The organism is Aeromonas enterica (assembly GCF_054052465.1).
In genome coordinates this window covers 210431-231422 of sequence record NZ_JBSTYL010000003.1, presented here as the reverse complement: position 1 = coordinate 231422, position 20992 = coordinate 210431, and the positions used below count along the sequence as shown (strand labels likewise).

Sequence of the window (20992 nt, the reverse complement as noted above, 5' to 3'; positions counted from 1 at the left end):
GGAAGTGTAGCGGGGAAGATGGTCAGATTGACACCCGGCGAAGGCAGGATCAAGGGCTGCGGGATAAGTGCGACAGCCGGCGTGATAACCGCCGGGAAGAGGGTGTTGGCAAGGGAAGGCCAAGGCTGCTGACCTGAAGCCACCAGCCGGATTAGATGGGACTCTCTTTGTGGAGCTCGGTGACGCAGTCGGCCACCGCCAGCACCAGCGCCGAGCGCACCACCTGATCGAGCCGGTTGATCTGCATCTGGTAGAAGGGCCAATCCTCCTCGTTGGCGGGGGGATCCTGCGGCATCATGCCGCTCTGGTTGAGACCGTGCAGTCGATCCAGCAGATCGCGGACCGGCTTGTCGCTGAAGCGGTAATCCTTGGGGTCGCGCACCAGAAAATCGCGGATCTTCAGGTAAGCTTCCAGATCCTGATAACGCTCGAGAGAGATGAGGCCGAGGGCGAAGATGAGCTTGAGGCGCACCTCCAGCTGTCCGAGGGGGCCGCTTTGGTTGAGCAGGGGTTCGATGGCGTATTTGACGGCATACTCCTCCTGGCGGAACGCGCGCCGCATCAGGGAGTCGACCGCCTCTTCCAGGATGGTCACGACTTCGAGAAAGAAGCCGCGGGGGCCATCCTGCTCGTTCAGTCGTTCCAGTACTTCATCTTCCTGGTGTGTGGTCATAGGTGTTTAGGGTCCAGCTGACTGGGAGAGAGAGTGCCTCTCTCCCGGTTTTTATCATATGGGGCGAATTCTCATGCCATTCAACCGGTTGAGGCGGCTGCCCGGCGGTGAATGCGCCCCATCGGGGTCACTTCAAGGTGTTGTAACGGGCGACGATGGCGCTGACGATGTCGCTGTCGGCGGCCAGGCCGGTGATGCGCGCCAGGGCCTGGGTCGGGCCCAGCTCCGCCAGCAGCTGTTGCAGCTCCACAGCCTGGGGATCATCGGCATTGCGGTAGTGCAGCGCGGCGGCAATCCCTTCCTGCAGGTGATCGCTCGGCAGGCCGTACTCCAGGGTGCCGAGCAGCGGCTTCACCAGGCGGTCTCCCGCCGCCAGTTTGCGCAGCGGCTGACGGCCGACCCGGTCAATCTCGTCCACCAGATAAGGGTTGGCGAAACGGGCCAGGATCTTCTCGATGTAGGCGGCGTGCAGACGCGGGTCGAAACCGTAGCGTTTCACCAGCACGGCCCCGCTCTCCTCCATGGCGCGGCGCACCTTGCTGCGGATCAGCGGATCCTCGATCGCCTCGCGGATGGTGCGGTAGCCCCGCAACTTGCCGAGGTAGGCGGTGACTATGTGGCCGGTGTTGAGGGTGAACAGCTTGCGCTCGACGAAAGCCATCAGGTTGTCGGTGGGCTCCATGCCCGCCACCTGTGGCAGCTCCCCCTTGAACTGGGTCTGGTCGACGATCCACTCGCTGAAGCTCTCCACCGTCACTTCCAGCGGATCGTCGTTGGCTGCGGCCGTGGGCGGTACGATGCGATCCACCGCCGAGTCGACGAAGCCGACGCAGGATTCGAGCGTGGCATGATACGCGACCGGCAGGTACTTGAGTACCTCCTGCTTGAGATGGCTGGTGCCGCGCACCATGTTTTCGCAGGCGATGACGTTGAGCGGGGTCAGGTTGCCGGCATCGAAGCGGGCCTGCAGCCCCTTGGCCAGGGTGCTGGCAATCTTGTCCAGGATATTGGGGCCGACCGCAGTGGTGACCAGATCGGCGGTGATGATGCGGGCGATCACCTCGTGGCCGGCAGAGCTGACCGCCGCCACGTTGCGCACCACGTCCAGCTTCTGATCCGCTCCCACCACATGCACCTTGTACTCCTGGCGGTGGTTGAGCTGATCGATCAGGGTCTCGTTGACGTCGGCGAAGGTGACCTGGTGGCTGGCATCCGCCAGCAGTTTTCCAATGAAGCCACGACCTATGTTGCCGGCACCAAAATGCAATGTTTTCATGATATTAACCTCTACAACCAAAGACGATGAAGGACGATTACGCAGCCTGTTCGGCACCCAGCAGATCCAGAAACTCCTGGGGATCCTGGGTGCTGGCCAGCCGGTCGATGAGACCGGGTTCATCCAGTGCATTGGTCAGGCGGGTTATCACCTGCATGTGTTCGTCGTTGCGGGCGGCGATGCCGATCACCAGTCGTGCCACTTCATCGGCCGCCTCGCCGAAGGCGACCCCGGCCGGATACTGGCAGATGACGATGCCGGTGCGCTTCACGAACTCCTTGGCGGCTATGGTGCCGTGGGGCACTGCGATGGATTCGCCGAGGTAGGTGGAGACCAGCTGTTCACGCTCCAGCATGGCGTTGACGTAGTCGGGCGCCACGTAGCCACGCTCCGCCAGCAGCTTGCCGGCAGCCCGAATGGCGGCCTCCTTGTTGTCGGCCTTGAGCCCCAGGTGCACGTCCTGACGGCTCAGGGTGAACACCTCGCTGGCCTGCGGCTCGTAGTGGTCGTCGTTGGCCGCCACCAGCAGTTGCGGGTTGGCGACATCATCGTTGGCGGCGCGGGTCAGGCTTTGTACCAGCTCCTGATAGAGACCGTTGTCGAGGAAGTTGGTGAGCGAGATGTGATGGGCGTTCGGTGCGTGGCGACGAGCCCGCTCGGTCAGATCCTTGTGGGTGATGACCCAGTCCACCTGATCGTCGAGCTGATCGATGGCGCGGTTGGTGACGCTGATGTCGAGTCCGGCGGCCTGCACCCGCTTGCGCAGCATGCCGGCACCCATGGCGCTGGAACCCATGCCCGCATCGCAGGCAACCACGATATTGCGTACCGCCATCAGTTCGCCGCCCGGCTTCTTGGCCGCCGCGGTTTCGGGTTTGGCACCCTTCATGGCTTTCATCTTGCGAGTTGCCTCACCCAGGGCATCGGCTTCGTCTGCTTCCGGCTGCTGGGCGCGCACGAACACGGCGGCGACCAGGAAGGAGACCAGAGTGGCGCTGACGATGGAGAGAGCGACCCCGATCAGGGAGGCTTTCGGCGTCATCAACAGCACGGCGAAGATGGAGCCCGGTGAAGCGGGGGAGACCAGCCCGGCGTTGAACAGGGTCAGGGTAAAGACCCCGGTCATGCCACCGGCGATCACCGCCAGGATGAGACGCGGGTTCATCAGCACGTAGGGGAAGTAGATCTCGTGGATGCCACCGAAGAAGTGAATGATGGAGGCACCAGCAGCGGACTGCTTGGCTGCGCCACGACCGAACACCATGTAGGCCAGCAGCACGCCCATGCCCGGGCCCGGGTTCGCTTCAATCAGGAAGAAGATGGACTGACCATGCTCGGTCGCCTGCTGGATCCCCAGCGGCGAGAAGATGCCGTGGTTGATGGCGTTGTTGAGGAACAGGATCTTGGCGGGCTCAACGAAAATGGAGGTGAGCGGCAGCAGATTGTTGTCCACCAGGAAGCCGACGCCACCGGCCAGTACGCCGGAGAGCACCTTGACGAAGGGGCCGATCACGAAGAAGGCAAGAATGGCCAGCAGCATGCCGATGATACCGGCGGAGAAGTTGTTGACCAGCATCTCGAAGCCGCTCTTGACTCGGCCTTCCATCACTTTGTCGAAGCGCTTGATGGTCCAGCCACCGAGCGGGCCGACCATCATGGCACCCATGAACATGGGAATGTCGGTACCCACGATGACACCCATGGTGGTGATGGCACCGACCACGCCGCCACGCTCACCGCCCATCAGCTTGCCGCCTGTGTAGCCAATCAGCAGCGGCAGCAGGTAGGTGATCATGGGGCCGACCAGCTTGGCCAAGGTTTCGCTTGGCAGCCAGCCGGTGGGGATGAAGAGGGCGGTAATAAAGCCCCAGGCGATGAAGGCGCCTATGTTGGGCATGACCATATTGGACAGGAAGCGTCCAAAATTCTGTATCTTGACTTTGGTATCCGGTGATAACATGTCGGGACCCCGTTTTAAGCCTGTTTGATTAAAAGTGGTTGTCGGGATGACGGGTTTTGCCGAACCCCCATCCCAGTCGTCTAAGCAACTTCAATCTACCAGCTTGTGATCAAATTAGGCTGAAAACGGGGTGTCTTGTGACGCACCTCTCAAATACCCAGGCCACCCCCCTCCCTTTGCAGTGATGCTGATCACATTCATGCGCTGTAGTTTGGCTACATTTCGATCTTTCCTGCTGAACACATAGATTTAATGTGATGTATGTCACCCTTTATGGTTTGCGCAAACCGGTTGTCAATGTGACGTGAATCACAAATACATCATTTGTATTCAAATGGGGCGATCGCGGTGACCTTCAATCAGCGAGCCAGGACGATGAATCCTTCTTTTTCGTCATTAATCACCAATGAATCAATAATTTTGTAACCTACTTTCAGTTTTCCGCTCAGCGTCTTCCGCCGCGCAGCCGGCGTATCACTCCCTCCCACAGCCCCGATCGAAGCGTTGACTCCACCGATTGACAAGCCGCAGCATCGCCAAGGGGCGGTCAGCCCCCACCTCGGGCAGGCTCTGCCCGCTCAGCCAGCCAAGTGCCTCCAACACGCCCATACCGAGCCGCTCTGCACGTATAAAAAAGCCCGCAAGGTTGCGGGCTTTTGCATCGGGCTGTAGAGGCTTGGCTTATTCGGCCTTGGGAGCCGCCTCGGCAGGGGCCTCACTGCTCTCGGTCACTGTGCTGTCGGCCACCGGGGCTTCCGGTGCCGGACCCGGCACCAGATCTACCGCCGGTTTGGCGATGAGGGAGCGGGTATCTTCCACCGCCTCGGTCAGCTTGACCTCGATGATCTGGCCCAGTTCATAGACCACTTCGGTCTTGTCCAGGTAGACGCGGCCGTTGTCCCAGTTGCACTCCAGCCGCTCCTTGTTGTCCAGAATATGGCGGGCGGGCATGAAGACCACGGCCCCGTTTTCCTGCAGGCGCAGCTTGAGACCGGCGCGCATCACGTCGATGATCTCGGCGTTGAACACCTTGTCGGTGCCGGCATCGGCCTTGAGGTAACGGACATAGAGCCAGTCGCCGATGTCGCGCTCCACCCTGCGGTGCAGGCGGCGGCACTCGGTCAGGTGCTCGGTCAGCTCCTGGCTTGGGCGCTCACCCGGGGTCTTGCCGGCGATAACGGCCTTGAGCAGGCGATGGTTGACCATGTCGCCGTACTTGCGGATGGGGGAGGTCCAGGTGGCGTAGGCATCCAGGCCCAGGCCGTAGTGGGCACCCGGCTCTGCGGACATCAGTGCATAGCTCTGGAAGCGGCGGATCTTGCCGTCCAGCCAGCGGGTATCCAGGCTGTCGATCCAGCGGCGCAGGGCGCAGAAACCGGTCAGGCTGGCGATCTCTTCCTTCTCGAACGGGGCCTCGGCGCTTTTCAGCAGATCGATGGCGCCGTCGAGGGACTCTTCATCGAACCCTGTGTGGACGTTGAAGATGCCGTAGCCGACGCTCTTGCCCAGCACGCGACCGGCACAGATGTTGGCGGCGATCATCGACTCTTCGATCATGCGGTTGGCGATGCGGCGCGGCTCCACGTGGATGGCCAGCACGGCGCCGTTTTCACCCAGCTCGAAGTCGTAGTCGGGTCTGTCCGGGAACACCAGCGCATGCTCGGTGCGCCATGCAATGCGCGCCTCGGTCATGGCCTTCATCAGCGGCAGCTGGGCCATGACGCCTGCGTCTATGCCCAGTTCCTTGCCGTGCTCGGCCCAGTCGGAGACCTCGTCATAGTTGAGGCGGGCGTGGGAGCAGATGCGGGCGGCGAAGAATTCGGTCTCTTCCAACAGCAGGCCATCTTCGGCGATCAGCAGGCGGGCGCACAGGGTGTTGCGCTCCTCGCCCTCTTTCAGGGAGCAGAGCTCGTCCGAGAGGGTGCGCGGGATCATGGGCACGTTGCGGCCCGGCATGTAGACGGTGAAGGCGCGCTGGGCGGCTTCCTTGTCCAGCTCGCTGCCTTCGGCCACATAGGCGGTCGGATCGGCGATGGCGACCAGCAGTTCCCAGCCGTTGTCCAGCTTGCGGATGGAGAGGGCGTCATCCATGTCCTTGGTTTTGGCGCCATCTATGGTGAAGAAGGGGACGGCGGTCAGGTCGGTGCGCGGCAACTCTTCTTCTTCGATGACGTTCCACTCGGGCAGGTCGGCCGGTTCAATCTGGGCCAGGTTGTGGCGCGCCAGCACCACCCACCAGGGCACGTTGTGGTCTTCCTGATCGGCGATCTTGTGGCTGATCTCGGCGGAGAAGTTGCCATCACTCAGGGCGTGGCGCTTGAGGGTCGCAACCACCCAGTCCCCTTCCTTGAAGGACTTCTCATCCAGACCCTTCTTGGCGCGGGCCTTGATGGCGTCCTTGATCAGCGGATGGTCCGGCACCACGTTGAGGCGATCGCGGAACATCTTCACGCGACCGACGAAGCGGGTCACGGCCTGCTCCAGCAGGGCATCCGGCTCGGCCACTTCCTTCTCTTTTTCGGTACGGATCAGGGCGCTTACCCGGTCACCGTGCATCACCTTCTTCATGTAGGGAGGCGGCACGAAATAGCTGGTCTTCTCATCGACTTCCAGAAAGCCGAAGCCCCGGTCCGAGGCGCGGATCACACCCTCTTTCTTGGGGATGTTTTCGCGGATTTGTTGCTTGAGCTGGGCCAGCAGCGGATTGTCTTGGAACATAAGTGAGGAACCTGAAGTGGAAAACCTGGGTGGAGACCTGATGAAGGATCGCCCAGCACTATACGTTTTTACCCCTCCAAAGCCAAGGTGAATGGCCCCGTCAACCCCTGTGCAGTGCGTGGCGCCCCTGATCGATCAGGCGCTGGGAGATCTGTTTGTGCAGCCCGCGCTCCAGCACCCAGCGATGCCAGTAGAGGCGCTCGACGAGGTGATGCTGCGGGTTGAGATCGAGCAGGCTTCCCTGGGCCAGTTGCTGGCGGATCTGCAGTTCGGGGATGAGGCAGTAGGCGAGCCCCTGCTCGGCCATGGCGACGAAGGCCTCCGACGAGCGCACCGTGTGACAGGGGTAGCCGCCGGGCTCCAGCTCGAAGTGGCGCGCCATGAAGCTGACGTGCATGTCATCGCGCTGATCGAAGGCCACCGCCGGCGCCTTGGCCAGCGCGGCCCGGGTCATGCCATTTGGAAAATGGCGGGCGACGAAGGCGGGACTGGCGGTGAGCAGGTAGTGCATCTCACCGAGCTCGTCGACGCAGCAGCCCGCCAGTGGCTGGCCGTGCAGACTGACGGCGCCGAAGGCCTGCCCCTCGCGCACCCGGTCCAGGGTGCGGCACTCGTCATCCACCAGCAGGTTCAGCTCGATGGGGTGTTGCTCCAGCAGCGGCGCCAGGGCGGGCAGGAACCAGGTGGCCAGGCTGTCGGCGTTGACCGCTATGCTGACCCGGATCGGGGCCTGGGGCTCACTGGGGGAGAGTTCCCCCGCCAGCTCCAGCTCCAGCTGACGCACCTGGCGGTAGTGGGCCAGCAGCTTCTGCCCGAGAGCCGTGGCCTGCAGGGGCTGGCTGCGGATGATCAGCGGCTCGGCAAACTGCTGCTCCAGCTGCTTGATGCGCTGGGAGATGGCGGACTGGGTGATGTGCAGGCGCTGGGCTGCCCGCTCGAAGTTCTGCTCCTGCATCACGGCATCCAGCGCCAGCAGCAGCTTGTAGTCCAACGCCTTCATCAGCATTCCTTATCCGTACAGGTATTGAGAAGGGATGCTACTGGAGTGACGACCGCAGGACAATGCTGCACTGGCCGGATCGGCGACAGGCCCGGCTCGCGTGGTGTGCGGGGGGAAAGTGGGTTTGTCACTGTGAGATGTGACAGTGGTGGTCAAAAGATATTCAGGAGATACTCTTTTGCGTCCGTTTTTGCATGGGGTGGAAACGGGCCATAGCGAGAACTTTTAATCCCGGGTCTTATCCCGGGATTTTTTTATGATGACTCTCACTCCGTGACCAGCTCGCGGGCATCGGCATAATACTCGCCCTGCATGGGCTGGCCGACGGCACGGGCGAAGCGCTCATCCAGATGGAAGCGGATACCGACCCCGCGCACGGCGCCCAGATCCACCGCCTGACGGTGACCGAGTCGCTCGATGGGCAGGCCGAGACGGCGGAAGATGCGCTCTACCGGCAGGCTGACCACGGCGACCAGCTCCCGGATCCCCTTAGCCCTGGCGAAGGCATAGACCTCGCGGAAGATGATGCAGGTCAGCTCGCTCACCCCGTTGCCCATGCGCGGCGCCCGGTTGGCGTCAATGGCGAGGCGAGTCAGCTCCCACACGTCGTTGCTGCGCGGTGGTGCCTCACCGGCGAGGGCGGTGGGGAAGATGCTGGGCAGCATGTAATCCTGGGCGCAACTGAGCAGCCGGATGCAGCCGCACAGCCCCTCTTCATCCTCGATCAGCACCCAATGGGTGTCCGGGGTATCGAAGCTGTCCTGCTCCAGACCGCGGTGGGACTCCACATCCCAGCCGAGGCGATCGGAGAAGACGCGATTACGGAAGCGATAAAGCTCGTTTTCTACCTCCCATCTGGGGTGTTCCTTTAATTTTCCTTTGAAAACAAGCATTCAGATGTCTCCATTTCAGTGTTCGGCGCTATAATCGAGGCCCTGGCCAGGGGGGCTAGCATATGAAACAAGACCAACTGCTTGAGTACCTCGAACATTTCACTTCGGTAACGGACGGGGATCGTTTGGCCGAGTTGATCGGTCGGTTCACGCTCGGTATGGGCTATGACTACTACCGGTTCGCGCTGATCATTCCCATGTCGATGCAAAGGCCCAAGGTGGTGCTGTTCAATCAGTGCCCCGACTCCTGGGTGCAGGCCTATACGGCCAACCATATGCTGGCCTGTGATCCCATCATTCAGCTGGCCCGCAAGCAGACCTTGCCCATTTACTGGAACCGGCTGGAAGGACGGGCGCGTTTTCTGCAAGAGGGCAGTCTGGATGTGATGGGACTGGCGGCGGAGTTCGGGCTGCGCAACGGCATCTCGTTTCCGCTGCACGGTGCGGCGGGAGAAAACGGCATACTGTCGTTCATCACCGCCGAGCGGGCGTCGAGCGATCTGCTGCTGGAGTCCTCGCCTATCCTCTCCTGGATGTCCAACTACATCTTCGAGGCGGCGATCCGGATTGTGCGGGTCAGTCTGCGGGAAGATGACCCTCAGGAGGCCCTGACTGACCGGGAGACCGAATGCCTGTTCTGGGCCAGTGAAGGGAAAACGTCGGGTGAAATTGCCTGCATCCTGGGGATCACGGAGCGGACCGTGAACTACCACCTCAATCAGGTCACCCGTAAAACGGGGTCGATGAATCGCTACCAGGCCATCGCCAAGGGGGTGAGCAGTGGCATCTTGCTGCCCAATCTGGAGCAGGTCGTGGTCACCAACTTCCCCAAGCTGATGCAATAAAACCCAATGATTCTCGGGGCAGAGCGACAGGCTCACAATTGTCAGATCATGCAATTGACAGTTGGTGCCGGATGGAATTCATCCCTGCCCTCAGAATCCCGGTTTATTAGGAAAATGAATTCATCAGCAGATTTATGAATTTCTCTGAACACCCTGTGCCCTCTATAGTGCCGTCCAATCCCTCTTCTGGACGTTCAATCCATGTTCGCAACTACCCTGCAAGGCTTCACCCTCGGTCTTGCCATGATCATTCCCATCGGTGCCCAGAACGCCTTCGTGCTGAGTCGGGGCATACACCGCAACCACCATCTGCTGGCGGCGACGCTCTGCTGTCTGTGCGATCTCATCCTGATCGGGATCGGAGTCTTCGGCGGGGCCAATCTGCTGGCGGCCAGTCCCCTGGGTCTGGCACTGCTGACCTGGGGTGGCGTGTTGTTCCTCGGCTGGTTCGGCATTCGTTCCCTGCGCAGTGCCTGGCGCGGGCAGGGGGCCAAGCTGGCGGACTCGCCCCGGTTGATGGGGCTCAAGAGCGTGCTGGCCATGACCCTTGGGGTGACGCTGCTCAATCCACACGTCTATCTGGATACCCTGATGCTGCTCGGCTCCTTCGGCAGTCAGTTTGCCGAGGAGTTGCGACCAGCTTTTGCGGCCGGGGCCATGCTGGCCTCTCTGGTCTGGTTCTACAGCCTGGCGTTTGGCGCAGCGGCGCTTTCCCCCTGGCTTGCCCGCGGCCGGGTTCAGCAAGCTATTGATACTATTGTTGGTTTCATCATGCTGGGATTGGCATTGCAACTGGCGTTCGGGGCTCTGCTGGCCTCATAAGGCTATTTTTGTGCCGCACCTCATAAAAATTAATCGCAGCTTCATGCACTGACATATTCGTCTGTTAAATTCCCGTTGCTGGTAAAGCAACACTCATAATAAAAGGGACAAGACAGTGAATAAAACCATGAAGCTGGGTGCTATTGCAGCCATAGTGCTGTTGTCTGCCTGTAGCAACGAAAATGACAGCAAGGCGCAACCGGGAGCGGTTGCCCTGCGTCTGATCCAAACCTCCGATATCCATTCCAACGTGCTGGGATACGACTACTACCAGAACAAGGAGGATCGCAAGTTTGGCCTCTCCCGCACCGCGCTGCTGATCCGCGCGGCCCGCGCCGAAAACCCCAACAACCTGCTGCTCGACAACGGTGACCTGATCCAGGGCACGCCGCTGGCGGATTATATCTTCGAGCAATCTGGTGCCGGCTACCTCGACAAGCAGGCCCACCCGGTGTTCAAGGCCATGAACGAGCTTGGCTATGACGCCGGCAACCTGGGCAACCACGAGTTCAACTACGGGCTGGATTACCTCACCAAGACACTGCAGGGTGCCAAGTTCCCCTATGTGAACGCCAACGTGTTCGAGGCGGGCGCCTTCAAGCGCGACGCCAAGGGGCAAATAGACTGGAGCGGCAACAAGTTCACGCCCTACCTGTTGCTTGAGCGCCAGGTCAAGGATGACAAGGGTCAGCTGCAAACCGTCAAGGTGGGCATACTGGGGCTGACTCCACCGCAAGTGCTGCAGTGGGACAAGCGTCATCTGGAAGGCAAGGTGGTGGTGGCCGACATGGTCGAGACCGCCAATCACTATGTGCCCGAGCTGCGCGCCAAGGGCGCCGACATAGTGGTGGTGGTGGCCCACACCGGTATCAATGCCAGCAGCTACGAGGCCATGATGGAGAACTCCGCCTGGCATCTGGCCAAGGTGAAGGGAGTGGACGCCCTGATGCTGGGTCATGCCCACAAGAACTTCCCGGGCGACTTCCCGGATCTGCCGGAGGTGGACAACCAGGCCGGTACCCTGAGCGGTGTGCCGACCGTGATGCCCGGCTACTGGGGCAACCACCTCGGCATCATCGATCTCAAGCTGGAACAGGTGGACGGCAAGTGGCAGGTGAAACAGAGCCAGGCCAGCCTGCGCAAGATCGACTCCAGCGAGGGCAGCGCGGTGGATCAGCGGGTGGTGGACCTGGTACAGGCGGATCACGATGCGACCAACCAGTGGCTGGATGAGCCGCTTGGCAAGATCACCTCACCCATTCACAGCTTCTTCGCCCTGGTGCAGGACGATCCTTCCGTTCAACTGGTGAGCGATGCCCAGCGCCGCTACGCCGAGCAACTGCAACAAGATGGTCTGCTCAAGGAGTCCTACCCGATCCTGTCGGTGGCGGCCCCCTTCCGTGGTGGTCGCAACGGCATCAATGACTTCACCTATGTGGCCGCAGGCGACATCTCCCTGCGCAACGTCTCCGACCTTTATATCTATCCGAACACTTTGCAGGTGGTCGAGGTGAACGGTGCCACCGTCAAGGAGTGGCTGGAGATGAGCGCCGGTCAGTTCAATCAGATCGACACCAGCAAGACAGAGGTGCAGTGGCTGGTGAACGAGACCTTCCCCACTTACAACTTCGACGTGATCGACGGGGTGAACTACGAGGTGGATATCACCCAGCCGGCCCGTTACAACAAGGATGGTGCCAAGGTCAGCGATGGCCAGCGGATCAGCGGCCTCACCTTCAACGGTCAGCCCATGGATCCGGCCCAGAAGTTCTACGTGGTGACCAACAACTACCGCGCCAGCGGTGGCGGCCATTTCCCGGGCATCGACGGCAGCAACATAGTGCATGAAGATCCCTCCGAGACGCGGGAGATCATCGCCCAGTACTTGAAGACCCAGTCTGCCGACAACCCGGCCGGCTTCAGCCCGGCGGCCAACAACAACTGGCACATGAAGGCCTTGCCGGCCAACGTGGACGTACGCCTCTACTCCTCTCCTCGCGAAGAGGCCAAACAACTGGCCGGTGCGGACCTGGAGTACAAGTCCACTTTGCCGATGGACGATCCCAAGCACCCCGGCTACGCCATCTTCCGCCTGATCCGTCAGTAATGCCTGACTGAAACCGGTGATAAAAAAAGCCCTCGCACTGCGAGGGCTTTTTCGTGGGAGGCCTGGTTGCGTGTGCTTAGTTCACCACGGCCACGTTGATGGTGCCGTTGCCCTGGGTCATGCGCACTCGGGCGCCCGGCACGAAGGTAGGGCTGGCTTTTTGCACCACCACGATGGATTCGCCGCTCTCTTTCTTGATCTCGAGCTCGACGCCATCGACCTGATTGAACTTGTCTCCGGCGGCTTTGCCGGCGGCGGCCCCAGCGATGGCGCCACCCGCGGCGGCGATATCGCTGCCGCGACCACCCCCTATGGTGCTGCCGAGCAGGCCACCGACCACCGCGCCGCCTATGGTGCCGACCAGAGAGTTCTCATCGGCCTGGATCTTGACCGGACGGGTGGAGAGTATGGTGCCGTAGCTGACGGTCTGCACCTGCTTGGCGCGATCCTTGGTATAGACATCGCCGGAGTAGACGTCGCTATTGGCACAACCGCTGAGGGTGGTGGCTGTGGTAGCGGCCAACAAGGCGATAAGGGTGATACGTTTCAACATGATGGGCCTCCTGGGCTGGCATCTGATCTGGTTAATTCGGTCAGTGAGTTCAACTTTACGCCAACCGGATTGAGCATGAAACCAGCAAAGTGTAACCAATTATGAGACTCAGGGGTGAGGGCGCCGTCAGCGACGCTGTCAGCCAAGCCGCTTTTCCAGCAGCAGGCGATCTTCACCCGGGCCAAAATAGTCGCGCTCTTCGGCCAATTGCTGATAACCGAGTCGAAAGTAGAGGCGCTGGGCAGGATTGGCGGGATCCACCGTCAGTCTGACCCGATCTGTCCCCAGTTTGACCAGTGTCCGCTCAACTTGCAGCATCATGCGCTCGGCCAGGCCGAAGCCACGCGCCTCGGGCAACACCGCCAGGGAGAGCAGCCAACCTTGCGACCGCTCCTGTCCCAGTCCGCCGAGGGCATAGCCCAGCAGCCGGCCATCCAGCTCGGCCACCAGCAGCAGCTCGGGCCAGAGATCCATGGCCTGACGGAAGAAGAAGGCGGGGTAGACATCCTCCCCGAAGACATCGACGTCTATCTGCCAGATGGCATGCATGTCGGCGTGGCGGGCCACTCTCAAAACGGGGGGCTGATGCATCCGGGCTCCTGTTATTGCGTACGTGCTGCCGTGCGGCAGTCAAAAAAGGAGTCACAGGTTAGTGGGCCATCCGGGCTGATGCAAGCGGGTCTGGTGATGGGCCGGGTGTTGCCGCTTGCCCGATTCAGCGCGGCAGAGGCCGGTTGCTGGGCAATCTGGGGGCCTTGCGATGGCTGTCCAACAGGTGGCACAGGGCGAGCCAGGGGTGATGCCACAGCATGCGCGGGCCGCTCCACTTCATGATCAGCTGTATCTGTTTGCGCATGGCCGGTGCATAGCAGTGGATATTGCAGTTGGCACAGGTGGGTTTGTGGCCGTGACCATAGCGGCAGCGCCGCAGGCGCTGGTGGGCGAAGGCTTGCAGCTGCTGGCAGTGGTGGCAGGCGGGATCCTGATGATGGTGGTTGCAGTAGAGGCGGATCATGGCGCTGACCGTCTGCTGCTCCCGCTTGAGCCTGGGGTGCTCGGGTGCCTTGTGGGCACGGGCCTGGCGCACGGGATCGGGGTGATGGGTTTTCATGGGGGTCATTGTCCTGACCTGCCCCGGCGGGGTCTTGATACAGGTCAAGCCGGGGGGCAAAAAAACAGGGCCCAAGGGCCCTGTCTCATCAGACAACCTCGATTGTCTGCGATTAGATGAGGCTGGTTGCCTGTTCCAGCCAAGCGAGATCCTCGCCCTCGAGCAGCGGGCTCAGGCGGCGGAACACCTCGACATGGTATTCGTTGATCCAGCGGAACTCGGCCGGGCTCAGCAGGCTGCGATCGATGAGGCGTGTATCGAACGGCACATAGGTCAACCGTTCGAAGCCCAGCATGGGCAGCTCGCCGATCTGCTCCTGTTCGGTCACCACCACCAGATTCTCGCAGCGGATACCGAACGCATCTTCCCGGTAGTAACCAGGCTCGTTGGAGAGCACCATGCCCGGCTGCAGGGCCACCAGGCTGCCCTTGGGGGCGATGCGCTGCGGGCCTTCGTGCACGCTGAGGAAGTGGCCGACCCCGTGACTGGTGCCGTGGTCATAGTTGTAACCGGCCTGCCACAGCGGCATGCGGGCCAGCACGTCGAGCTGGATGCCGGCGGTGCCGCGCGGGAAGCGGGCCTGATCCAGCGCGATGTGACCTTGCAGCACCCGGGTGAACATCGCCTTGTGCTCGTCGGTGACCTCTCCCACCTTGATGGTGCGGGTGATGTCGGTAGTGCCGTCCAGATACTGGGCGCCGGAGTCCACCAGATAGATGCTGTCCTGACCGAAGGTGCGTGGTATGCCATTGGTGTGATGGTAGTGGCACATGGCGGCGTTGGGGCCCAATGCCGAGATGGTATCGAAGCTCGGCTCGACGTAGTGCTCCTGCTCGTGGCGGAAGGCTTCCAGCTGGTCTGCCAGTGTGCCCTCGTCCACCCCTTGATACTCGCCGGCGGCGATCAGCCGATCCAGCCAGGCCAGAAAGCGGGTGACGGCGACGCCGTCGCGCAGATGGGCGGCACGCATGCCGGCCAGCTCAACGGCGTTTTTGCACGCCTTCGGCAGCATGGTCGGATCCTGGCCAGCCACCAGGGTGGCGCCAGCCTCTTCCATGATGAGCTGGGTCCAGGCGTTGGCCGTGTTGGGATCGGCCAGCACTTTTTGCTGGTCTTCACCGATGCGTTGCAGCACGTCACCCAGCTTGTCGACGGGGTAGACGGAGACATCCTGCCCCACGTGGCGGGAGAAGGCGATGCAGTCGATCTTGTCGGTGTCGACGAAGAAATCCATGCTGGTGTTGGCGTAGAGCACGGCAAAGCCCAATACCACGGGCAGCCGCTCCACGTCGCGACCACGCAGGTTGAGCAGCCAGTTGATGGGCTCGGCCTGGGTCAGCAGTACAGCATCCAGCCCGCGTTTACGCAGATCCGCCGCCAGCAGTTCACGCTTGGCCTGGCTCGACTGGCCTGCCAGTTCCTCGCTGTAGAGGATGGCGGGGGTCTTGGTCGGGGCGGGGCGATCGCTCCAGTGCAGGTCTATGGGGTTCTGCGCCACGCGCACCAGCTCGATGCCGCGCTCGGTCAGCACCGCCTTGGCATTTTGATACCAGGCCAGGCTGTGCAGGCGGGCGTCGAAACCGACCCGGGAGCCGGACGGCAGCTGATCTGCCAGCCACTGGACGTGGGGATCTTCGTTCAGATGGAGAAACTCAAACAGCTCGGCCGGTGCCTGCATACGGGCCTGCACCGTGTAACGACCGTCGATGAACAGGGCCGCCCGCTGCGCCATGATGATGGCGAGCCCGGCGGAGCCGTTGAAACCCGTGATCCAGTCCAGATGCTCGGCGTAGGCGGGAATGTACTCGCCCAGGTGCTCGTCATCGTGGGGGACTATGAAGGCGTCCAGCTCTTGTGTGGCCAGTGTGGCCCTGACCTGGGCGACGCGGGTTTCAATAATCTCGAAATGATTCATGTCGTTAATGCCAGATTGTTGTGATGTGAGTGTTCAGCTGTGGTGGCCGCTGTCCAGGATCCGCTTGATCGACTGGCCAGCCGCCTCGATATGTTGCTTGAGCAGCACCACGGCCTCGTGTTTGCGACGGGCGCGGCACAGTTCCAGCAATTGGGCGTGTTCACGCTCGGCCTTGTCCACGCCGTCGCTGGCAAACAGCAGCTCGAAGCGCACATAGCGGTCACAGCTCAGATTGATCTGGGCGATCAGCTCCAGCGCCTGGGGGCGGCCGGCAGCCTGATAAAGGGTGGCGTGAAAACTGTGGTTCAATTCGGCCCAGTGTTCGATCTGGGTGCCTGACTCGAGCGCCTGATCAAACTGGGCGAGGATGGCTTGTGCCTTGACGAAGGTTTCCTCCGTCATCAGGTCGACGGCGTGAAACAGGGTATCGGCTTCCAGCAGGGCTCGCAAATAAAAGAGCTCCTCGATGGCCGAGGCGTCCAGCATGGTGACCACGGCGCCGCGGTGCGCCTCGAACTTCACCAGTCCCTGGGCCTCCAGCTGCATCAGGGCTTCCCGCACCGGAATGCGGCTCACCGCCAGCTCTTTGGCGATGGCATCCTGCCGCAGGGGGGCGCCGGCGGGGAATTCGCCGCGCAGGATCCGGCCACGGAGATTTTCCATCACCATCTGGGTGCGGGTCTTGTAGGGTAGGCTCATGGTCGGGTCACAGGGGAATCGTTACAAAATTGTATATTGTATAAAGTTGGGCTGAATCTAACGCGCAACCGGCCACAAGGCAAGGTTTGGCGGGGATCAAACGCCGCCCTCTGGTTAAAAAAATACCGGTCAGCAGGGCTGACCGGTATGGATGTCGGCAAGAGAAGGGCGCTGGTGTTACAGCTGCGGACCAGCAGCAACCAGGCGCTTGCCCTCTTCCTTGTCGGTAAAGCGCTCGAAGTTCTTGATGAAGCGCTGAGCCAGATCCTGAGCCTTGGCATCCCACTCGGCCTTATTGGCATAAGTGTCACGCGGGTCGAGGATCGCCGGGTTCACGTCGTGCAACGCGGTCGGTACTTCCAGATTGAAGATCGGCAGCACCTTGGTTTCGGCCTTCTCGATGGAACCGTCCAGAATGGCGTCGATGATGGCGCGGGTATCCTTGATGGAGATACGCTTGCCGGTGCCGTTCCAGCCGGTGTTGACCAGATAGGCTTCTGCGCCGGCCGCTTCCATCCGTTTCACCAGTTCCTGACCGTACTTGGTCGGGTGCAGGCTGAGGAAGGCCGCACCGAAGCAGGAGGAGAAGGTCGGGGTCGGTTCTGTGATGCCACGCTCGGTACCGGCCAGTTTGGCGGTGAAGCCGGACAGGAAGTGGTACTTGGTCTGCTCCTTGGTCAGCTTGGAGACTGGAGGCAGCACGCCGAAGGCATCGGCGGTCAGGAAGATCACCTTGTTGGCATGACCCGCCTTGGAGACCGGCTTGACGATGTTCTCGATGTGATAGATGGGGTAGGAGACCCGGGTGTTCTCGGTCTTGGAGCCATCATCGAAGTCGATGGTGCCATCGGTGGCAACGGTTACGTTCTCCAGCAGCGCATCGCGACGGATAGCGTTGAAGATGTCCGGCTCGGCTTCCTTGGACAGCTTGATGGTCTTGGCGTAGCAACCCCCCTCGAAGTTGAACACGCCGTCGTCGTCCCAGCCGTGCTCGTCATCGCCGATAAGCGCACGCTTGGGATCGGTGGAGAGGGTGGTTTTGCCGGTGCCGGAGAGACCGAAGAAGATGGCCACGTCGCCATCCTGACCCACGTTGGCGGAGCAGTGCATGGAAGCAATGCCGCGCAGGGGCAGGAAGTAGTTCATCATGGAGAACATGCCTTTCTTCATCTCGCCACCGTACCAGGTGCCGCCGATGAGTTGGATCTTCTCGGTCAGGTTGAAGGCAACGAAGTTCTCGGAGTTGAGACCCTGTTCCTTCCAGTTCGGGTTGGTGCACTTGGCACCGTTCATCACCACAAAGTCAGGTTTGAAGGTTTTCAGCTCTTCATCGCTTGGGCGAATGAACATGTTCTTGACGAAGTGAGCCTGCCAGGCCACCTCTGTGATGACGCGCACGGCCAGACGGGTATCCGGGTTGGCACCGCAGAAGCCATCGACCACAAACAGGCGCTTGCCGGAGAGCTGTTTGGTCACCAGGGATTTCAGATGTGACCACACTTCCGGGGTAATAGCTTTGTTATCGTTTTTACCCTGGTCAGACCACCACACAGTATTCTGGGTAGTCGCGTCTTTGACGATATATTTATCTTTTGGGGAGCGGCCGGTGAAGATACCGGTGTTTACGTTGACGGCGCCCAGTTCGGTCACCACACCGCGCTCGAACCCTTCCAGGTCAGAACGTGTCTCTTCCGCGAAAAGCTGATCGTAAGAGGGGTTGCGAACGATTTCTTGGCTGTTTTTGATACCGTACTGGTCCAGTCCTAATTGTTGGGCCAGGGTGGGTTCTGCCACGATTGTCATTGTATTCTCCTGGGTTCAGAGGTTTGTAGGGTTCTATCTGGCGTTCATCCTATCACTTAGGTGGTAGAGTTTAGCGATCGCCATCAAACTTTATAAAATAGGGTATTTTTTTGTTATTTAAGTTAAAGGCGGGTTTTGCCCGCCTTCAATTAGTGTAACTTGTTTGCATCATTATCGGGAGCCCTGCTGAACAGGGTTTCGACGTCGATCTCGTCGAATTGGTACTGGGCGCCGCAATAATCACAATGCATGTCGATCTTGCCGAGCTCCTGCACCATCTCCATGACTTCTTCCTTTTCTATCTGCAGCAGCGCCCCTTCGCAGCGGGCGCGGGAGCAGGTGCAGCGGAACTCGACCGCCTGCGGATCGAACACCCGCACCTTGTCCTGGTGGTAGAGACGGTAGAGGATCTCTTCCGCTTCCAGGCCGAACAGTTCTTCATCCTTGATGGTGCTGGTGAGCTGAGTCAGGTGATCGAAATCGTCGCTGTGATCCTCGCTCTGGGCGGGCAGCGCCTGCAACAGGATGCCGGCGGCACGGGGTTCACCCTGGTGGTAGCCGGTACGGATCCACAGCTTGGTGGCCAGCTGTTCGGACTGGGCGAAGTAGTGCTCCAGGCAGCCCGCCAGGGTGTCGGCGTCCAGCGCTATGATGCCCTGGTAGCGCTCGCCCTGTTCCGGGGTGATGGTGATGATCAGTTGGCCGTTGCCGATCAGGCTCTGCAGATTGCCATCGCTCGGCAGTTCGCCCTCAAAGCGAGCCACACCGCGCAACTGCTGGTTGTTGTCACCATTGATGACGGCCAGACGCACCGGGCCATCACCCTGCAGCTGCACCGTGATGGAGCCTTCGAACTTGAGGGTGGCGGTCAGCAGGCTGGTGGCGACCAGCAGCTCACCCAAGAGTTTTTGTACCTGCACCGGGTAGTTCTGGGCTTCCACCACGTGGCGGTAGGTATGGTCCAGCTGGACCAGCTCACCCCGGACTTCGTACTCTTCAAACAGATAGCGATACAAGAGATCTTGGTTACTCATCATGCATTCCTGGGTTCTTAGGTGAGATAAATAGATAAAGGTATTATTTAACAACTGGTTAGGAACTTATTCCTCCCCCTGTCGTCATAAAAAGGCCATCTTGGCGAGTTAGTATTGCTTGACCTTGATCAGCTGGCGTCGCTCCTGTTTGTCGGGGCGACGCTCGGGGCTCGGGGCGAACTGGCTGTTGAAGCGGCGTGCTTCGCTGTTCTCGGCCCGTTTTTTCAGGCTGGCTTCTGTCTCTTCATAGAGCAGCTGGGCCAGCGGGGCGGACTTGCGTTGTTCGCTCACTTGCAGCACCCGCACCTCCCGCTCGTCCTGGCCTTGCCAGACACGGATGAGGGCACCGGTTTCGACGGCCTTGCCCGGTTTGCTGCGCTGGCCGTTGTAGTGCACCTTGCCCCCTTCAATCTGGTCGCGAGCCAGACTGCGGGTCTTGTAGAAACGCGCCGCCCACAACCATTTGTCGAGACGGACCTGAGTTGTGGTTTCTGCGGGATTCGGCATGAATCGACTCCGGGATGGCTGAAAGGGGAGCCTGATTATACCAGAGGCAGGCCTCGGGATAGAAACAGGGGGGCTTATGGTGTGACGGAATGTCAATTTTCGCAGCTTCATCCCATCCGGTCGGTTGTCTCTGGGTCCATTGCCGTACACAATAGCCAACCGATTTGGATGCCAGAATATATTGATAAACATGACGCTACCGTTCAGGGATGACTTGTTGAGCTCCCTTCTGGCCCGTTGCAAAACCGTGCCGCTCTCCCGTTTCAGCCAGCCCCTGTTCTGGCTCCTGCTGCTGTTGCTGGCTCACCAGTGTGCAGGTCTTACCTGGCGTCTGCTGGATCTCGGCAGCCAGCGGGCCAGTCAACCCTGGCAACCTGCCATGGTCGCCAGTCAGGGACAGGGCGCATCCCAGCTCGATCTCAGTGGTGTTAGTCGGCTGGCGCTGTTTGGCAAGGCAAAGCAACAGGCCCAGGCGGCCAATGCTGTCGCAGCCGATGCCCCCAAGACCCAACTCAATGCTCAGCTCAATGGTGTGTTGGCCAGTACGGACCCTGCCAAATCCATTGCCATCATCGCCCACAACGGTGTGCAGAATTCCTATGGTATCGGTGATTTCATTGATGGCACCCAGGCCAAGATCCGCCAGGTGTTTGCCGATCGCGTCATCATCGAGCGGGACGGGCGGGACGAGACTCTGATGCTGGACGGAGAAGAGTATGGCAAGCCGTTGCCCAAGCCGGGCAATCAGGATGACAAACTCTCCTCGGTGCGCAGCGAACTGCTGGGCAACCCCGGCAAGATCACCGATTACCTCAATATTTCCCCGGTCCGGGTGGATGGTCGCATGGTCGGCTATCGCCTCAATCCGGGCAGCAATCCAGAACTGTTCAATCAACTCGGTCTGGTCGCCAACGACATGGCGGTCAGCATCAATGGTCTGGATCTGCGGGATAACGCTCAGGCCATGCAGGCGATGCAGCAGGTGGCTGGCGCCACGGAAATGACCGTCACCGTCGAGCGGCAAGGACAGCTCTACGACGTTTATGTCGGCTTGTCAGAATAATGATTTGGAGTAG

The 20992-nt window shown here is 60.6% G+C and carries 18 protein-coding genes; 4 read left to right on the top strand and 14 right to left on the bottom strand.

All coding sequences use genetic code 11. The features are described 5' to 3' along the window. Window positions 1-151: 151 nt before the first annotated feature. From ACW5XD_RS05145 to ACW5XD_RS05120, 6 genes are all read right to left on the bottom strand, one after another. The gene (locus ACW5XD_RS05145; protein WP_456493928.1) at window positions 152-673 is read right to left on the bottom strand and encodes an MltR family transcriptional regulator; all 522 of its coding nucleotides are present in this window, start codon (window positions 671-673) and stop codon (window positions 152-154) included. 127 nt (window positions 674-800) lie between these two features. Then, window positions 801-1949 (bottom strand): mannitol-1-phosphate 5-dehydrogenase, encoded by a 1149-nt coding sequence (locus ACW5XD_RS05140; RefSeq protein WP_456493927.1) that lies wholly within the window; start codon window positions 1947-1949, stop codon window positions 801-803. Between the two features lie 37 nt (window positions 1950-1986). Beyond that, on the bottom strand, window positions 1987-3909 hold the full coding sequence (locus tag ACW5XD_RS05135; protein ID WP_456493926.1) for a PTS mannitol transporter subunit IICBA: 1923 nt from the start codon (window positions 3907-3909) through the stop codon (window positions 1987-1989). Between the two features lie 681 nt (window positions 3910-4590). Further along, entirely contained in the window at window positions 4591-6627 is a 2037-nt protein-coding gene (locus ACW5XD_RS05130) for an exoribonuclease II (RefSeq protein WP_456493925.1), read from the bottom strand. 100 nt (window positions 6628-6727) lie between these two features. Continuing rightward, entirely contained in the window at window positions 6728-7627 is a 900-nt protein-coding gene (locus ACW5XD_RS05125) for a LysR family transcriptional regulator ArgP (protein WP_456493924.1), read from the bottom strand. 266 nt (window positions 7628-7893) lie between these two features. Beyond that, a complete protein-coding gene (locus ACW5XD_RS05120; RefSeq protein ID WP_456493923.1) occupies window positions 7894-8520 on the bottom strand; it encodes an acyl-homoserine-lactone synthase in 627 nt (208 codons plus the stop codon). Window positions 8521-8582: 62 nt separating this feature from the next. On the opposite strand from ACW5XD_RS05120, the gene ACW5XD_RS05115 reads away from it, so the two are divergent. The 3 genes from ACW5XD_RS05115 to ACW5XD_RS05105 all read left to right on the top strand — a co-directional run bounded on the left by ACW5XD_RS05115 (window position 8583) and on the right by ACW5XD_RS05105 (window position 12294). Continuing rightward, entirely contained in the window at window positions 8583-9365 is a 783-nt protein-coding gene (locus ACW5XD_RS05115; protein ID WP_042868909.1) for a LuxR family transcriptional regulator, read from the top strand. A 201-nt stretch (window positions 9366-9566) separates the two neighbouring features. Continuing rightward, the gene (gene lysE / locus ACW5XD_RS05110) at window positions 9567-10187 is read left to right on the top strand and encodes an L-lysine exporter (RefSeq protein ID WP_456493922.1); all 621 of its coding nucleotides are present in this window, start codon (window positions 9567-9569) and stop codon (window positions 10185-10187) included. Window positions 10188-10314: 127 nt separating this feature from the next. Next, the gene (locus tag ACW5XD_RS05105) at window positions 10315-12294 is read left to right on the top strand and encodes a bifunctional 2',3'-cyclic-nucleotide 2'-phosphodiesterase/3'-nucleotidase (RefSeq protein ID WP_456494068.1); all 1980 of its coding nucleotides are present in this window, start codon (window positions 10315-10317) and stop codon (window positions 12292-12294) included. A gap of 76 nt (window positions 12295-12370) precedes the next feature. On the opposite strand, the gene ACW5XD_RS05100 is transcribed toward ACW5XD_RS05105, so the two are convergent. From ACW5XD_RS05100 to hslR, 8 genes are all read right to left on the bottom strand, one after another. After that, the gene (locus ACW5XD_RS05100) at window positions 12371-12847 is read right to left on the bottom strand and encodes a glycine zipper 2TM domain-containing protein (RefSeq protein ID WP_456493921.1); all 477 of its coding nucleotides are present in this window, start codon (window positions 12845-12847) and stop codon (window positions 12371-12373) included. Window positions 12848-12985: 138 nt separating this feature from the next. Further along, the gene (locus tag ACW5XD_RS05095; RefSeq protein WP_456493920.1) at window positions 12986-13438 is read right to left on the bottom strand and encodes a GNAT family N-acetyltransferase; all 453 of its coding nucleotides are present in this window, start codon (window positions 13436-13438) and stop codon (window positions 12986-12988) included. A gap of 124 nt (window positions 13439-13562) precedes the next feature. Beyond that, window positions 13563-13958 (bottom strand): nitrous oxide-stimulated promoter family protein, encoded by a 396-nt coding sequence (locus ACW5XD_RS05090; RefSeq protein WP_456493919.1) that lies wholly within the window; start codon window positions 13956-13958, stop codon window positions 13563-13565. A gap of 112 nt (window positions 13959-14070) precedes the next feature. Continuing rightward, window positions 14071-15873 carry an aminopeptidase P family protein gene (locus ACW5XD_RS05085; protein WP_456493918.1) on the bottom strand — a complete coding sequence of 601 codons (1803 nt, stop codon included), beginning with the start codon at window positions 15871-15873 and terminating at the stop codon, window positions 14071-14073. 33 nt (window positions 15874-15906) lie between these two features. Then, window positions 15907-16572, bottom strand: coding sequence for a GntR family transcriptional regulator (locus ACW5XD_RS05080; protein WP_456493917.1), 666 nt, complete (start codon window positions 16570-16572; stop codon window positions 15907-15909). A gap of 177 nt (window positions 16573-16749) precedes the next feature. Then, a complete protein-coding gene (gene pckA, locus ACW5XD_RS05075) occupies window positions 16750-18375 on the bottom strand; it encodes a phosphoenolpyruvate carboxykinase (ATP) (RefSeq protein ID WP_456493916.1) in 1626 nt (541 codons plus the stop codon). 149 nt (window positions 18376-18524) lie between these two features. Further along, window positions 18525-19409 (bottom strand): Hsp33 family molecular chaperone HslO, encoded by an 885-nt coding sequence (gene hslO / locus ACW5XD_RS05070; protein ID WP_456493915.1) that lies wholly within the window; start codon window positions 19407-19409, stop codon window positions 18525-18527. A 108-nt stretch (window positions 19410-19517) separates the two neighbouring features. After that, complete coding sequence (gene hslR, locus ACW5XD_RS05065; protein ID WP_169047324.1) at window positions 19518-19916, bottom strand: ribosome-associated heat shock protein Hsp15; 399 nt, start codon at window positions 19914-19916, stop codon at window positions 19518-19520. Window positions 19917-20130: 214 nt separating this feature from the next. On the opposite strand from hslR, the gene exeC reads away from it, so the two are divergent. Further along, window positions 20131-20979, top strand: a complete 849-nt coding sequence (gene exeC / locus ACW5XD_RS05060; RefSeq protein ID WP_456493914.1) for a GspC family type II secretion system variant ExeC — start codon at window positions 20131-20133, stop codon at window positions 20977-20979. Window positions 20980-20992 lie beyond the last annotated feature (13 nt).

Bases quoted from the DNA above. Each gene is read 5' to 3' on its own strand.
- ACW5XD_RS05145 (WP_456493928.1), bottom strand. From the start codon at position 673: ATGACCACACACCAGGAAGATGAAGTACTGGAACGACTGAACGAGCAG.
- ACW5XD_RS05140 (WP_456493927.1), bottom strand. From the start codon at position 1,949: ATGAAAACATTGCATTTTGGTGCCGGCAACATAGGTCGTGGCTTCATT.
- ACW5XD_RS05135 (WP_456493926.1), bottom strand. From the start codon at position 3,909: ATGTTATCACCGGATACCAAAGTCAAGATACAGAATTTTGGACGCTTC.
- ACW5XD_RS05130 (WP_456493925.1), bottom strand. From the start codon at position 6,627: ATGTTCCAAGACAATCCGCTGCTGGCCCAGCTCAAGCAACAAATCCGC.
- ACW5XD_RS05125 (WP_456493924.1), bottom strand. From the start codon at position 7,627: ATGAAGGCGTTGGACTACAAGCTGCTGCTGGCGCTGGATGCCGTGATG.
- ACW5XD_RS05120 (WP_456493923.1), bottom strand. From the start codon at position 8,520: ATGCTTGTTTTCAAAGGAAAATTAAAGGAACACCCCAGATGGGAGGTA.
- ACW5XD_RS05115 (WP_042868909.1), top strand. From the start codon at position 8,583: ATGAAACAAGACCAACTGCTTGAGTACCTCGAACATTTCACTTCGGTA.
- lysE (WP_456493922.1), top strand. From the start codon at position 9,567: ATGTTCGCAACTACCCTGCAAGGCTTCACCCTCGGTCTTGCCATGATC.
- ACW5XD_RS05105 (WP_456494068.1), top strand. From the start codon at position 10,315: ATGAAGCTGGGTGCTATTGCAGCCATAGTGCTGTTGTCTGCCTGTAGC.
- ACW5XD_RS05100 (WP_456493921.1), bottom strand. From the start codon at position 12,847: ATGTTGAAACGTATCACCCTTATCGCCTTGTTGGCCGCTACCACAGCC.
- ACW5XD_RS05095 (WP_456493920.1), bottom strand. From the start codon at position 13,438: ATGCATCAGCCCCCCGTTTTGAGAGTGGCCCGCCACGCCGACATGCAT.
- ACW5XD_RS05090 (WP_456493919.1), bottom strand. From the start codon at position 13,958: ATGAAAACCCATCACCCCGATCCCGTGCGCCAGGCCCGTGCCCACAAG.
- ACW5XD_RS05085 (WP_456493918.1), bottom strand. From the start codon at position 15,873: ATGAATCATTTCGAGATTATTGAAACCCGCGTCGCCCAGGTCAGGGCC.
- ACW5XD_RS05080 (WP_456493917.1), bottom strand. From the start codon at position 16,572: ATGAGCCTACCCTACAAGACCCGCACCCAGATGGTGATGGAAAATCTC.
- pckA (WP_456493916.1), bottom strand. From the start codon at position 18,375: ATGACAATCGTGGCAGAACCCACCCTGGCCCAACAATTAGGACTGGAC.
- hslO (WP_456493915.1), bottom strand. From the start codon at position 19,409: ATGAGTAACCAAGATCTCTTGTATCGCTATCTGTTTGAAGAGTACGAA.
- hslR (WP_169047324.1), bottom strand. From the start codon at position 19,916: ATGCCGAATCCCGCAGAAACCACAACTCAGGTCCGTCTCGACAAATGG.